General features: G+C 52.1%; 16 protein-coding genes. 8 read left to right on the forward strand and 8 right to left on the reverse strand.

Going from position 1 to position 14,043, the window contains the following annotated elements; all coding sequences use genetic code 11:
* Positions 1-101 (forward strand): DNA-binding protein (locus tag C0623_13950; GenBank protein PLX98037.1); only part of this gene is annotated, 101 nt, incomplete at its 5' end.
* A 314-nt stretch (positions 102-415) separates the two neighbouring features.
* On the opposite strand, the gene C0623_13955 is transcribed toward C0623_13950, so the two are convergent.
* Positions 416-1,789, reverse strand: a complete 1,374-nt coding sequence (locus tag C0623_13955) for a hypothetical protein (protein PLX98038.1) — start codon at positions 1,787-1,789, stop codon at positions 416-418.
* Positions 1,790-2,461: 672 nt separating this feature from the next.
* Here C0623_13955 and C0623_13960 point away from each other — a divergent pair.
* Positions 2,462-2,983 (forward strand): DNA-binding protein, encoded by a 522-nt coding sequence (locus C0623_13960; GenBank protein ID PLX98039.1) that lies wholly within the window; start codon positions 2,462-2,464, stop codon positions 2,981-2,983.
* 63 nt (positions 2,984-3,046) lie between these two features.
* Here the strand turns inward: C0623_13960 and C0623_13965 are convergent, their stop codons facing one another.
* The 3 genes from C0623_13965 to C0623_13975 are packed head-to-tail and all read right to left on the reverse strand — an operon-like array spanning position 3,047 to position 6,036.
* Positions 3,047-4,012 (reverse strand): hypothetical protein, encoded by a 966-nt coding sequence (locus tag C0623_13965; protein ID PLX98040.1) that lies wholly within the window; start codon positions 4,010-4,012, stop codon positions 3,047-3,049.
* A gap of 4 nt (positions 4,013-4,016) precedes the next feature.
* Positions 4,017-5,123: a hypothetical protein gene (locus C0623_13970; protein PLX98041.1), complete on the reverse strand. Its 1,107-nt coding sequence runs from the start codon at positions 5,121-5,123 to the stop codon at positions 4,017-4,019.
* Positions 5,113-6,036 (reverse strand): adenine methyltransferase, encoded by a 924-nt coding sequence (locus C0623_13975; GenBank protein PLX98042.1) that lies wholly within the window; start codon positions 6,034-6,036, stop codon positions 5,113-5,115. Before C0623_13975 ends, C0623_13970 begins: the two co-directional genes overlap by 11 nt.
* 458 nt (positions 6,037-6,494) lie before the next feature.
* Between C0623_13975 and C0623_13980 the strand changes: the two genes are divergently transcribed.
* The 3 genes from C0623_13980 to C0623_13990 all read left to right on the forward strand — a co-directional run bounded on the left by C0623_13980 (position 6,495) and on the right by C0623_13990 (position 9,087).
* Complete coding sequence (locus C0623_13980; GenBank protein ID PLX98043.1) at positions 6,495-7,586, forward strand: DNA polymerase IV; 1,092 nt, start codon at positions 6,495-6,497, stop codon at positions 7,584-7,586.
* Between the two features lie 122 nt (positions 7,587-7,708).
* Complete coding sequence (locus C0623_13985) at positions 7,709-8,209, forward strand: hypothetical protein (GenBank protein PLX98044.1); 501 nt, start codon at positions 7,709-7,711, stop codon at positions 8,207-8,209.
* 38 nt (positions 8,210-8,247) lie between these two features.
* The gene (locus C0623_13990; GenBank protein PLX98045.1) at positions 8,248-9,087 is read left to right on the forward strand and encodes a transglycosylase; all 840 of its coding nucleotides are present in this window, start codon (positions 8,248-8,250) and stop codon (positions 9,085-9,087) included.
* Positions 9,088-9,196: 109 nt separating this feature from the next.
* On the opposite strand, the gene C0623_13995 is transcribed toward C0623_13990, so the two are convergent.
* The gene (locus C0623_13995) at positions 9,197-9,580 is read right to left on the reverse strand and encodes a hypothetical protein (protein PLX98046.1); all 384 of its coding nucleotides are present in this window, start codon (positions 9,578-9,580) and stop codon (positions 9,197-9,199) included.
* A gap of 317 nt (positions 9,581-9,897) precedes the next feature.
* On the opposite strand from C0623_13995, the gene C0623_14000 reads away from it, so the two are divergent.
* Positions 9,898-10,278, forward strand: coding sequence for a hypothetical protein (locus C0623_14000; GenBank protein ID PLX98052.1), 381 nt, complete (start codon positions 9,898-9,900; stop codon positions 10,276-10,278).
* On the forward strand, positions 10,247-10,669 hold the full coding sequence (locus tag C0623_14005; GenBank protein PLX98047.1) for a two-component system response regulator: 423 nt from the start codon (positions 10,247-10,249) through the stop codon (positions 10,667-10,669). Before C0623_14000 ends, C0623_14005 begins: the two co-directional genes overlap by 32 nt.
* Before the next feature lie 111 nt (positions 10,670-10,780).
* Here the strand turns inward: C0623_14005 and C0623_14010 are convergent, their stop codons facing one another.
* From C0623_14010 to C0623_14020, 3 genes are all read right to left on the reverse strand, one after another.
* Positions 10,781-11,818 carry a GMP reductase gene (locus tag C0623_14010; protein PLX98048.1) on the reverse strand — a complete coding sequence of 346 codons (1,038 nt, stop codon included), beginning with the start codon at positions 11,816-11,818 and terminating at the stop codon, positions 10,781-10,783.
* Positions 11,819-11,909: 91 nt separating this feature from the next.
* Positions 11,910-12,806, reverse strand: coding sequence for a hypothetical protein (locus C0623_14015; GenBank protein PLX98049.1), 897 nt, complete (start codon positions 12,804-12,806; stop codon positions 11,910-11,912).
* Between the two features lie 129 nt (positions 12,807-12,935).
* Positions 12,936-13,634, reverse strand: a complete 699-nt coding sequence (locus tag C0623_14020) for a permease (protein PLX98050.1) — start codon at positions 13,632-13,634, stop codon at positions 12,936-12,938.
* A 178-nt stretch (positions 13,635-13,812) separates the two neighbouring features.
* On the opposite strand from C0623_14020, the gene C0623_14025 reads away from it, so the two are divergent.
* Entirely contained in the window at positions 13,813-13,923 is a 111-nt protein-coding gene (locus tag C0623_14025) for a hypothetical protein (protein ID PLX98051.1), read from the forward strand.
* Positions 13,924-14,043 lie beyond the last annotated feature (120 nt).

Consider the following 14,043-nt stretch of genomic DNA (forward strand, 5'->3'; position numbering starts at 1 on the left):
CAGCTGAGGAAGTGAAGCTGCTGCTGGCGGCGATCCGGAGGAATATTGCCGATGCCCGGGTGACGGCAATCAGTGATGAAACCCGTTTCGATGCGGCCTGATCTTCTTTGGCCAGGTCTGCTGATTCGGAGTGCCGACTCGTCCTGCTGGACCGAATTGTTGACAGGTTGGGTTGAGGAACGTATGGTGGAATGAATTGTTTTGGGGACTGTCCCTCCGTGGACTGTCCCCGGTTCTGCAGTGGGGGGATGCAATGAACCGGTTCTGTTTCACCCGTAAAGATAATCATCAATCAAACCGCCCGATCGGTCATGTGCCGATGGGCGGTTTTTTGTTTAGAGATGCAGGTGGAAAGTAGCCTGTCCCCTTTTTCCTTTCCCGGAATTATCTAGCCCCTATTTCTGTTGTCATAATACTAATTAAATACTTTATCAATCGAACGGCTCGCGAGTTCCTTTTTGCGACGTTCAATTGCATTACGCTGTTGCTGAATATTTTTATAACGGTCCTGATCGAGAATAACTTCTGGCACGGAAAGTGAGCCCCCGTCATAGACTCCGGTGAACCCGTCAGGCTTCTTGCCGTTGGTGAGCTGGTCTATCTGGCCCATTAATCTCGGGAAGTCTTCCTCCCCTTCGCAATGCATCCGATTGCCTGATTCACTACATTTCGGAACCAGTGTGTAGGCAAGGGTCAGGTTCTTGTAGCTTATTTTATATGTCGGAACTGCTGGCCCTACTTTAATACTGCTCCCCATTTTATAACTGCTATAAAGAACCATTTTTAGCTTGGCTTTTTCTGCACCGGAAATGTTCCAATTGACCGGGCCGTAGGAGGCTAGAAACAATATGACCGGAGTCTTCGATTCTTTCAGGCTCAATTGGATTTGGTGATCCATCTCGTCGCTGTCATAGACGGAGGCAACCCAGTATTTTGTTTTTTCCTGGCGATTCACATTCTCTATCGCCACCATTGCTTCGGGTTTCGTGGACATCGGCACGACGGGAAGGATGTTGACCAGCAGATCGGTTGTGTGCCAGTTGTTAGCATACTCAACTTCTATCGTATGTAGACCTTTTGTAAATTTAAAATGGATGTTTCTTTTTGTTTTGCTGCCGAAAACCTCCTGACCATCAATATATATTCTCGTCTCGGCGTGACTCTGTGCAACGGATATTTCTCTTTCCACTTCATCCTTGAATTCAAAATTTCCGACCCAGTAGGCTCCAAAATCCTTGGATGGGATGCCATGCAGCTGATCATGGATGTAGTTGACGCTGGCTGATTCCTGATACGCCGAGGCAACAACCATTTTGGGATCCGTGGTGTTGATATAGAAAACCTTGAACATGTTGACCGGAGCCATTGCTGACGGATTAAGCTGTTGCCCTAGCTTGGATGCAACGGCGATAGTCGGCTTTTCGGGAATATTTTTTTTGACCTTTTTTTCTGAGTTATTTCCAGGGCCTTTTGTCGCAGATGGTGGCGCTGACTCATTGACAAAATTCGAGTAATTAAAAGCCGCATAACTCCCGATAAGAACAAGAAGGAGTCCGACGAATAGAAACAATCTTTTATTTCGATGGGTGTTATTGCGAGCGGATTTATCCAAGTGTTCTGGCGGCAGATTGTTATCCTTCCGCTTATTGATCTTGGCTTCAGTTGAACCTGGTTCGAATATAAAGCCGAGATTGCATGACGGGCATTTAACTTTGACGGCTTTTTCGGGTAATCGCTCAGCAGGATATTTTTTGCTGAACTGACAGTTTGGACAGACAATAGAGAACATTCTTCCCCCCCCTAGAATAAAGAATACAAAATTTCAGCCAGATAAATCGACAAGTGAATATGATTGAATACTATGCGATAAGATAATTCACACGTCAACTTTAATTCTGGGGGTATAATCCCTATACGTACAAACTCGGGATCGAATCCTATTTTTGATTTTTCCCTTCGTTGATCCTCTTGCCTGCACTATTTCGGTTCTAACCACTCTGGTGTAGAATCCCGGGCATGACCGACCTGCGCAAGATCATCCATATCGACATGGACGCCTTTTACGCCGCCATCGAGCAGCGCGACAATCCGAAGCTGCGAAAGTAAGTTCGGGGACACATAAAGTACGTGTCCCCGAATTGATTCTACCCTGTTGGATGTTGAGATCCGACCCCGGGTGAGTTCTGTTGACAGGTCGGGTTGAGAAACGTATGGTGAGCCGTGTTGTTTTTTGATCGAGACGGTCCCTTGGTGGGCTGTTCCCGGTTCTGGGGAGGGGGATGCAATGAACAGGTTCTGTTTCACCCGTAAAAACTAATCGTAAATCAAACCGTCCGAACGGTCATGTGCCGAAGGGCGGTTTTTTATTTTTTAAATTTTCACGTGGTTGCAGGATTTTGTCATCTTGAAGTCACAAATTGTGACCTCAAGTTTAGGGAATTGTTTTGTTCGGAGGGGGATGATGTCAATCGATTTGATACGGATAGAGCGTTCGATCCGCCTGATTCGTGGCGACAAGGTGCTTCTCGATGAAGACCTGGCGGAACTTTATGGAGTTTCCGTCAAAAGACTGAATGAACAGGTCAAAAGGAACCTTGACCGGTTCCCGGCCGATTTCATGTTTCAGCTGACAAATCAGGAGTTTAAAGACTTGAAGTCGCAATTTGCGACCTCAAATCAGTGGGGCGGGCGCCGCACACCGCCGTATGCGTTTAGTGAGCAGGGCGTTGCCATGCTCTCCAGCGTGCTCAACAGTCCGCGGGCGGTGCAGGTCAATATCGAGATCATGCGAACGTTTGTCCGCTTGCGGAAAATCCTGGCCTCGCATGCCGATCTCGCTGAAAAGTTAGAGGGATTGGAGCAGAAGTACGACGAACAGTTCCGGGTGGTGTTCGAGGCCATCCGCCAGTTAATGAGTCCGGACGTTGCTGAAAAAGAATCGATCGGGTTCAAGGTGAAGGAAGGGGAGGCGGCTTATTCGTAGGTTGAAGCAGTCACGAATTCACTTTTGCAGTTACAAAAGAAGCCTGTTCCCTTTTTGTGTTCTTCAAGCGGAAATATAGCTGTTGATTCTGGTCTGAGCAGCCTGGGTCCAAGCTCTGATGTTTTCAGGGAGCTTATTGGTATCATCTTCAATACAACACTCAACTAAGCGGCATCGATCAAAAAGCAGACCAGCTTCAGCACAATTGCTAGCCCATTCGATTTCATCTACTGATTCAGCTATACAATATGCGCGCAAGGGGGGGATTAGAAAGTCATGAGAAATCCACTTTTTTGCAAAGACTTCCGGGCGAAGTTCAGAAATATGAGACTTCCAGTTCGTTCCGGTTTTTGATTGGGCAAAGACGATTAATTGACCGCCTCTCCCATCAGTAAAAGGTATTGTGCCAATAACATCTAGTTTGTCATCTTGAGCATGGATAGGAGCTTCTGTTCCGTTAATATTTCTGAATCGACCTTTCTCTTTTAGCATTACCATTAATTCGTCAACACGTTCTGAAAATCTACCGGCATTATCGGATGTCCCAAAAACCATGACAGTTGATTTTACGGCACCGAGGTATTGCTTGAGAGCATGTGCGCTTAAAAACTCCATTTCTAGCGCACCGTCAATATCCTCAAGATTATGGTCTTTATTCATATTTAATCTAGTAGCAGCTAACAGATATAAATATGCAGTTTGTTGCGGGTTGTCCCAAACATTGGGCTTTAAGTGAAGAACAGTGCCTGCTGTTCCATTAATTTCAAATGGATAAGCTTCGTTGCAAATTTCTTCTCTCTTAGCGAGCTCAGCAAAGACATCTTCCAGGTATTCCTGGTGCTCGTCTTCTTGGTCTTCACACCCTTGGTAGCTATCATCTTCGTTTAGAATCTGGTCATCAACTAACCCAAGGTAGTTAACTACTCGTTGCGCAGATGCTGACCGTTCTACCCAAGCGAGAATCTCTACGAAATCAGCGAGTTCAGTGACGGAGGCTTTAGGGCTAGGCTTTTTAGGGAGTTTGAACAAAACCTTACTCCTCTGTAAGCCGCTCTTTTTTTTCAGGAGTACGCATCTGCTCCATCTCTGAATATATTGAGTCAGCTGTAGTTGCTACTGTCCCAGCGACTCTGAGTAAACTCTCGGATTTGTCATATCCAGTCGCTAAATGAGATTTTGCTCGTAACAATTCTCGTTTGGCTCTTAGTAGTGCTTCCTCAAAAATGATCAGAGACGTTCTTGTAAACTCAAAGGCTTCGCCAATCTCTGCACCGTCTCTTAAGACCGCAGTAGCTTCACGACTCAAAAGAATCTCATTGAGTTGTCTAAGGTGTGGGTTTTGGGATTTGACAACAGGCGGTTTCTTTTCTCTTTTGTCACCATATAGCCATGAGCAAAGTTCTTTCAAATTGCCCAGTCTATCTTCGGGAACGGGAGATTCACTTTCCTCGTCTTCATCCTTTAGAGATAAAAAATCTCTGAATCCTTGATATTGAATGCCTGTGTAGAGATGTGAAAAAGAAAGATGTTTATTATATCTATTCTCTAAATCATAGGTGTCAGTTCGCTCTGCCTGCTCGAGAACCATAAGTCCTCTGTAGAGTTTTTTTACAGTGCCAAAGCCATCGCCAATTTGTTTGGCGATATCCGCAAGTGCAACTCCATATTGACTGTGGACATAACCAATATATTTAGCTTTTGCATAACTCGACCATTTTGCGGCCCCATTTACATGCTTAAAGCCCAAGAATCTCCAAGATTCTTCTCTGGGCGAAATGAGAGTTGGAAGTGCTTCTAATGCGCTTCTGGCCTCGTCGGATACGGGTTCAACGTCCCATTCATTTTGCTCAGCAATCGAAGGGTCTAGCAAAATACGTACAGCTGCAAGGCGACGGTTACCTTCGATAACAATATTTTTACCTTCTTCTTCCGTAACGATGAGAGCTTCATGAGGAAAAAAGCCACTTGCAGAGATCGATTGAGTAAGCTCACGTACGTCCATTGCATCCCAAAGAATCTGTAGGATTTCTTCCTCACTAGTTTCTTGGGTAATGCCATATTCAGCTAAGCGGGGATTGTGATGGTCAAAATGTAAGTCATTTGTCTGTATATATGTTACATCACGAGAGTCAGTTGCCATATGTCCCTCCGTTGCTTACTTGCCTGGCAGAGTACTCTTTTTCATGGGCCCTCAATGCTACGGGCAAATCTATAGTGCTTGGTGTAATAAGAAGTTCTTCTGCAGAGCGTTTAATTTGTAAGGAGTAGCGAATCGGTAGTTTTTGCACCGTGCAGGTTTTGCTGTACAGATTACGAATCAAATCACAATCGTCATAAGACATCATCCAGGGAAGAGTCTTTTGACTTGTCATGTATTTAGCTAGATCAGCATGGTTCTTTGCTTCATACACATTTAAATAAAGTTTGCGAGCTTTAACAACATACGGTGGGTCTAGATAAACAAATACTTTATCTCTGCCTCTTCCTCGGGGCAGTGTTGTTTTTAAAAAATCTATAGCATCCAAATTGCTTATGTGAATAGAGTTTCTTAACCTACCGAGTGCCTCAATTCTAGCCGAGAGATTGTCTCTGTTAAACCTAACGTCAATTCGCCATTTTCCGTCTTGTTGATATCCACCAATAGGTCCGCCCGATAGGATGCCTGAACGATTACATCTGTTCATATAAAAGGTCGAAAAACCTACTTCAAATAGATCGTGTATGTTTGGGTTTTTGGAAATTTCGCGTTGCCGGGCCCACTCCTCCATTGTAAGATGAACTTGCTGAATGTTGTCTATGAATTGTTCGCTCTCTGAGAGCAAAGCTTGCCAAAAAGAGTAGATGCGGATATCTGCGTCGTTAAGAAAAACTTCTGACACAGCTCCAGACATTAGCAGTCCAAGGGCCGCTCCTGCACCGCCAGCATAGGGCTCAAAATAAGGACACCCTTGGAGATCATTTAAATAAACCAAATCATCAATGAAGTCTGTTAGGCAGGCTTTGCCGCCAGGGTAACGTAAGGGGCTAATGTGAGGAAGGGTCTTATATTTCATGTTAACCTGATGTTGTTCATCTGTTGCCCCAACGAAGAAGATCAACGCGAACGGTTAAATAAAACAAACTATTTACGACTAAAAGACAATAATTTTCATCAACTTACATTATTCTCAAAGAGATGTAAACTACTCAAAAAGTTGGTGTGTGAAATGGTGTATATGTATTTAATCTGTCCGGGAGGGGGAAAAGGGGACAGGCTACTTTAAATATTAGCCTGCCCCTTTTTTATTCTGTACCCCTGCTTTTTCAACCGATTCCATGAGTGCATTAATCCCTGCAACTGTAGAGAAGATTTAAGGGACGTTGTTGATATGTTGACAGCTTCCCGGGAGAGATCCGTAAATCCATATCTTTAATTCGACCCGGGCACATTGCGAGATATCGTTTCCGGTAATTCCCCCCTGAACGACTTGTCCTGTTCCGGTTATAACCACTCTGGTGTAGAATCCCAGGCATGACCGACCTGCGCAAAATCATCCATATCGACATGGACGCCTTTTACGCCGCTATTGAGCAGCGCGACAATCCGAAGCTGCGCGGCAAGCCGGTGATCGTCGGCGGCGATCCGGATGCCCGCGGGGTGGTGGCGACCTGTTCGTACGAGGCGAGACGGTTCGGAATCCATTCGGCGATGTCGTCAGCCAGGGCCTACCGGCTCTGCCCGCAGGCGATCTTTGTGCGCCCGCGCTTCGAGGCGTACCGTGCCGTCTCCTTACAGATCCGGGAGCTGTTCCACGAGTACACCGACCTGGTCGAACCGCTCTCCCTCGATGAAGCCTTCCTCGATGTCACCGACAACAAGAAAGAGATCGCTTCGGCGACCTGGGTCGCCAGGGAGATCCTGCAGCAGATCCGCGCACGCACCTCTCTGACCGCTTCGGCCGGAGTCTCCTACAATAAATTCCTGGCCAAGATCGCCTCCGATGTGAAAAAACCGGCCGGGCTGACCGTGGTGACTCCGGAACAGGCTGCGGCGTTTATCGACACGCTGCCGATTCGCCGGTTTCACGGTGTCGGCAAGGTGACCGAGCAGCGGATGAAGTCGCGCGGTATTTTGACCGGCGCCGATCTGCGTCAGCGGAGCCTGGAAGAGCTGCAGCGGGATTTCGGCAAGTCGGGGCAGTATTTCTTTAACATCTCCCGCGGCATCGATCACCGGCCGGTGGTGCCGAACCGGGTGCGTAAGTCGATCGGCAAGGAGACCACCCTCGCTGAGGATTGCGGCGATGTCCGGCAGATGGTCACCATATTGAGTGATCTGGCGCGGAAGGTTGCGAACCTGGTGCAGAAACACGAGACCAGCGGCCTCACCCTGACCCTGAAAGTGAAATATTCCGATTTCGAGATCGTGACCCGGAGCCAGACCGGCCCGGAACCGATCGTCGAGGCCGATGTCATGCTCGAGCTGGCCGAAGAGCTGTTGACCAAAACCGACGTGAACGAACGGCCGGTCCGGCTGCTTGGATTGACGCTTTCGCAGCTGACAACCGAGATTCCGTTTGAGACTCCCTTGCAGCTGGAACTCCCATTTCCCGGGAAGAGCTAAAGTGAATTCGGGGACACATAACTTATGTGTCCCCGAATTGCTTTATGCGGCTTTCGGCTTGATCAACAGAAGTTGAACAGGTAGAGTCCGGGGACATAATCCCTTTTTCAAAAAGCAAGACTATGATCACCAATATTATCTCATCGCTGAACCTCATCTCCCACCCGGAAGGGGGCTGGTACCGGGAAACCTGGCGCGCTGCTGAAACCATCCCGGCCGCCGGTCTGCCGGAGCGTTTTGCCGGTGAGCGCAGCTTCGCCACCTCGATCTACTTCCTGCTGACCTCCGACACCTTCTCGGCCCTGCATCGCATCAAGTCGGACGAACAGTGGCATTTCTACAGCGGCAGCGGCTTGACCATCCACGTTATTCACCCCGACGGCCAATATGAACAGCTCAGGCTCGGCGCCGACCTGGAATCCGGCGAAAGTTACCAGACAGTGGTGCCTCACAGTTGCTGGTTCGGGGCGACCGTCGATGTACCCGATAGCTACGCCCTGGTCGGCTGTACGGTCGCCCCCGGTTTCGACTTCGCCGATTTCGAGCTGGCCGATCGTGCGCTATTATTACGAGAGTTTCCGCCGCACGAAGAATTGATCACCCGTCTGACCCGAACTGCGTAGGGAAAAGCTCCTCCGTCGACATCGATGGCAAACTCGTCATGAATCCTTTCAAAAAAATCTCCGGCAAGATCAGGTTATTGATCAAATTGACTCTCTGGTTACTGCTGATCCTGACGATCGGCGGTGCCATTTTTACCGCCTGGCTGTTCCACGATCTGCCCGATATCGCCTTTCTGAAAAATCGCGATACCACCTTCACCATCGATGTGCGCGACTGGCAGGGGGAGACCCATCCGTTCCAGGTCGGCCCGGAAAATCCTTATTGGACGTCGATCGAGAAGGTCCCGGTCGAGCTCAAGTGGGCGGTGATCGCCGCCGAAGATGCCAGCTTCTACCTGCACAAGGGGGTCGACTTCGTGGCGATCAGGGAAGCGCTGATTTATGATCTGAAGCAAAAGCGCCTCGCCCGGGGCGCTTCGACCATCCCGCAGCAGCTGGCCAAGAATCTTTTCCTGTCGCGCGACAAGTCGATTCTGCGCAAACTGCGCGAACTGGTGCTGGCCGTGCGCATGGAAAAGCTTCTGAGCAAGGACCGTATTCTCGAATTATATCTCAACGTCGTGGAGCTCGGTCCGCTGGTCTATGGCGTCGGCGACGGCGCCCGCTATCATTTCGGCCGACCGGTTGAGCTGCTGACGCCGGCCCAGTCAGCGATTCTGGCTGCCATCCTTCCGGGGCCGCGCGTCGCCTTCAACCCTGAGACGCGCCCGGAAAGGGTTCGCCAGCGAGCAGCCCGACTGCTCGGCCTGCTCGGCGTCCGCGATGTTCTTAACGATGAGGAGATCGATGTCGCGCTGACCGAACTCGAGCATCTCGGTCGACCGCCTCTTGAGCTGGCGCCGCCGGAGGAGCCGGCATTTGATCTGTTTGAACAGTAAGAGAAGGGTCAGGTCTCAACTTCTGACGTATGAACAGTTGTTTTAACCTGTCAGGTGTTGAGATCTGACCCCATCTGGTTGACAAGATTGAATTTGTCCGAACAATCCGTTACTGATCCCTGTCGGATTGCAGGTTGAGCGAATCCTCCTTGATGCCGACATGGCATTGCCCGCACTCGGTTGGTCCGTTTCGTTCCTCGTGACATTTCAGGCAGATACTGTGGCCGTAAAGCTGATCAACGGTGCCGCCGAAGGTCCGCAGGGCGCTGTGGCAGAAACCGCAATCCGCGGCATTGCGTTCAGAGTGCTTTTTGTGCAGGAAGGTCACGGTGCCGTGCTCACCTTTGTAAATAAATTCCTCTACCTTCAAGGCGCTGTCGGTATTGGCCAGAACTGAACCGGCAATAAAAAAGCTCAGAAGTACAGGCAATAGCCATTTTCGTTTTTGCATGTCGAATCCCTTTTGGCGAGAAACATCCCTGATCCGGGCCATATTTTATCCAAGTGCAACTATGAGCAATCTTGATGCCAAGTATATTCGGCTATTTATGGGACTTTGCAGGGAGGCATTGTGTGCCAGTCACAGCCGGGGTGTGTGTCAGACCCCGGACCTGACACAGGCATGGCACAGGCAAACAATCGGGTTGAAGGGTCTTTCGGATCGACCAAAACCGCTTGCGCTGGCGGGTTGTCGCAGGACCGCCGGCTGACTTTTATCTTGGCATGGTGGTTGCTGAATACAAAGTGTGTTTCGGCGGCAACCGCTGGACGTTTTTAAAGTTCAGGATTGGACGAGAAGGAAGGGTGCCGATGTTTTCAAGCAAGGAGAAAGGGAGCCAGGTGGCGAAAGATTCGAATACGGCCGAAAACGATATTGTCGCTTTTATCGGTGCCGGAAGTCAATTTGAGGGGCGCATGGTCTTTTCTGAAAGCATGCGTATCGATGGTGCATTTCGCGGTGAGATCGCCTCGAACAGTTTACTGGTGACCGGAAATACTGCCGAGTTGCAGGGCGATTTTGCCGTCGGTTCGCTGATCATGAGCGGCCGTTTCAATGGCCGGATCAAGGCCGAGACCCGGGTAGAACTGCGGGCGCCGGCGACTATCGAAGGGGATATTGAAGCGCCGGTGGTGGTCATCGAGGACGGGGTTGTTTTTAATGGAGCGGTCAAGATGGCCGGGAATGGTTAGGCAGCTTATGGCGAAAACTGTTCTTGTGGTCGATGATTCCGCTTCAACCCGGCAGACCGTGACCTTTGTGCTCGGCCGTAGCGGCTATTCGGTGGTCGCGGCGATCGATGGCATCGACGCCCTGCGCAAGATCGCCGAGGAGCCGATTGATCTGATCGTTACCGAGGTCAACATGCCGAACCTCAGCGGCGTTGATTTTGTCGAAGAGGTCCGCAAGTCGGAAGGGTGTGTCGATATCCCGGTGATTGTCTTGACCATTGAAAACGACCAGAAGGTTCGCAAGCGGATGAAACAGCTCGACTGTGCCGACTGGCTGGAAAAGCCGCTCAAGACCGAATCCCTGCTGAGCTCGGTCGAGAGCGCACTCGCCAATAGCGGCGGAAAGCATTGACTTCGGTTTTCGACCCTCAGACCCGAGTGTGAACAGACGCCCCGCCTGACCCGAAGAAAAAGGGAAGCAGATAATCTGCTTCCCTTTGCTTATTTCGGATTGGCCTGAATTTCAGGAAAACTCCCGGTTCTCCTGCTCCATAACCCGGATAAAGGTTGTCCGCTTGGTCAGCTCCTTGAGCGCCGCGGCGCCGACATAGGTGCAGGTTGAGCGCAGGCCGCCGAGGATATCGAGGACCGTCGGTTCGAGCGGGCCGCGATACGGCACCTCGACCGTCTTCCCTTCCGAAGCGCGGTATTCGGCGACGCCGCCGGCATGTTTCTCCATGGCGGTTGACGAGCTCATGCCGTAGTAGAGCCGGTACTGCTTGTCATCGCGCTCGACGATCTCGCCGCCGCTCTCGTCGTGCCCGGCCAGCATGCCGCCGAGCATAACGAAGTCGGCGCCGCCGCCAAAGGCCTTGGCGATGTCGCCGGCGCAGCTGCAGCCGCCGTCCGAGATAATCCGGCCGCCGAGCCCGTGGGCCGCGTCGGCGCACTCGATCACCGCCGAGAGTTGCGGGTAGCCGACCCCGGTCTTGACCCGGGTGGTGCAGACCGAACCGGGGCCGATGCCGACCTTGACGATGTCGGCGCCGGAGAGGAGAAGCTCCTCGACCATCTCGCCGGTGACGACGTTGCCGGCGACGATGGTCTTGTCGGGATAAGTTTTGCGGACGCGGACAACGAACTCGACGAACGATTCGGCGTAGCCGTTGGCGACGTCAATGCAGATGAAGTTCAGCTGCGGGAAGGCCCCGATGATCTGCCCGAGCTTGTCGAAGTCGGCGTCGGAGACGCCGGTGCTGACCATGATCCGCTCGTAGATCGAATCGTTCCGGCCGTCAAGAAAGTCGGTCCACTGCTCGAGGGAATAGTGCTTGTGAATGGCACAGACCATGTCATGGGCTGCCAGCACCGCCGCCGCTTCGAAAGTGCCGACGGTGTCCATGTTGGCGGCGATGACCGGCACCCCGGTCCATTCCCGCTTGCTGTGCAGGAAGGTGTAGGTGCGATTCAGCTCGACCAGCGCCCGGCTTTTCAGGGTGGAGCGTTTGGGACGGATCAGGACATCCTTGAATCCGATTTTCAGATCGCTTTCAACGCGCATGGTTCAACCCTTTCCCGGTCAACAATTGAAAATATAAATTGAATAACAGTCCATATTATAGCACAGAGCATTTTTAGAGGCGGAGAGACAGTCAGATCAGAAAGTAGAGTAGCGGCAGGGTGATAAAGGCGAGGGCCATGCCGAGGCTGACCAGGGCGGCGGCGAGCTCCGGCAGCAGGCCGGCGGCAATGGCGAGGGCGCCGGCGGTGACCATCGGCGGCATGCCGGCTTCAAAGATGCTGATATCGCTGGCGAGATTTTCGAGGCCGAGCAGGCGACAGGCGGCGAGCGCCGCCAGTGGAGCGACCACCAGCTTGATTGCCAGGCCGTAGCCGAGCGGTTGCAGAACGCTCCTGCTGAGCCGGATGCGGAGCTGGAAGCCGATCGCCGTCATCACCAGCGGGGTCAGCATGCCGGCCAGGTTCTCCAGTCCCGTGGCGAGGGGGGCGGGGTAGGGCCAGCCGCGCAGGAGGAGGCCGACCAGCAAAGCCGTCGTCGGCGGGAACAGCAGCGCCCGTTTCGCGACCTCGGCAACCCTGATTTCCCCTTCCCGACCATAGGTGGCGAGGATAATCGAGCCGTAAACTGCGAAGATCAGCATGGTCCCGATCTGGTCGTAGATGATCAGGTAGGGGATGCCGGCTTCGCCGAAGAAGGCATTGACCATCGGCACGCCCATGAACGAGGTGTTGCCGATCGGGACGATCAGGAGCAGCACGCCGACCGTCTGGCGCGACCAGCCGAGCTTGCGGCCGGCCAGCACAACCAGCACGGCCGACAGGGCAAGCATCGCCCACGGCATTAGCGCCGGGACGATCATCTCGGAGGTAAAGTCGAGTTGCGGAACCTTGAGCAGGATCACCGCCGGCAGGGCGACGTAGAGGGCGAACATGTTCAGCGCCTGGGCCGTCTGCGCGGGGAAGGCCTCGATTCTGCGGAACAGCATGCCGAGACCGACGAATATGGCGATGAGGATAAAGTTTTCCATTTTTCGACCGAATCGTTTTTTACCGCCGAGATGACGGAAAGGAGAGGTACCTTTACCCTATTGTCGGACCCGGATGCAATCCAAATCTGAGCAGCTGCCTGGTCGCTGATTATTATTCCGTTGGTTGATCTAATCCGACTCCGGTTCCCTGAAGTTTTGCAGGACATCGCGGCCGCCGCGCTTCTTCTTGCTGCTGATGAGCAGAACAAGAAGATGCGCCATGAAGGCGGCGATGAAAGCAAAGGTGAACCAGCCGGATAATTTCCCGATCGCCGCCTGCTCAAGATAGGTCGGCCAGTCGCCGACGGCGCTCGGATGGAGCTTGATCTTCATCAGCCAGCCGGCCATCAGGATGGTGAAAAGGTAGATGTAATTTGCGGCAATGCGGCGGCCGAGAGCGTAGATCATGTTCATCTTGTATTGCGGATAGCGCAGGTCGGAGGCGAGCTCGGAGCGCCAGTAGACCCCGTCGTCGGAAAAGTCGGGGTCACTGCTCAGGGTGCCGTGGGCCACGGCATGATAGATGAAGTTCTGGTGGAGCAGCCGCACCCGGTACTCGTAGGCGTCATAAAAGCGGAAGCGGCGCGCCTCGACCAGCAGCAGGGTGTAGAGGATGGCGGCGCCGAACAGGAAAAAGGCGTGCGGCATCTCCGGGTGGCTGAAGCCGAAGCCGAGAAAGGCGGCGGTTGCCCCGACCGCCCAGTTGGTGGTGCGGTCGAGCCGTTCGCGCCAGGCGAGGCTGCGTTGCGCCTCGGCCCGGTAGTAGTGGGCGAGGGTGGTGATCAGTTCACTGCGACTCAGTTTTTCAGTGTTTTCAAAATCAGACATACTCAAAAGATAGCAGACTTTTGGCCATTCACGAAATTTTCCATGTCAAATTCTACTCCGGGGATGGCTGATAGGGCATCATGTTCCATTTGGTCACGATGCATCGTCGCTTCCTTGCTTGAACCCGATCACCCGTTCCGATAGAATCAAAGACAGATTGATTGCAAAGGAGGACCGTATGAAGATCCGCAAGAGTTTTTTCGATTTCGAGTACAGCGAGGTGCTCGATATCAAAACCCGCGAACTGATCCGCGTTGCCTGTGCCGTGGCGGTACACTGTCCCGACTGACTGCAGAAGCACTTCGCGGTCGCGAAGGAGAAGGGGGCCAGTGCGGAGTAGCTGCGCGAGGCGATGGCCTACGGGATGATGGCGCCGGGTGGCCGCGCGAAAAATTTTGCAAAGGCGATG

It is taken from the genome of Desulfuromonas sp. (genome assembly GCA_002869615.1).
In the GTDB taxonomy this organism is placed as follows: Bacteria; Desulfobacterota; Desulfuromonadia; order Desulfuromonadales; family UBA2294; genus BM707.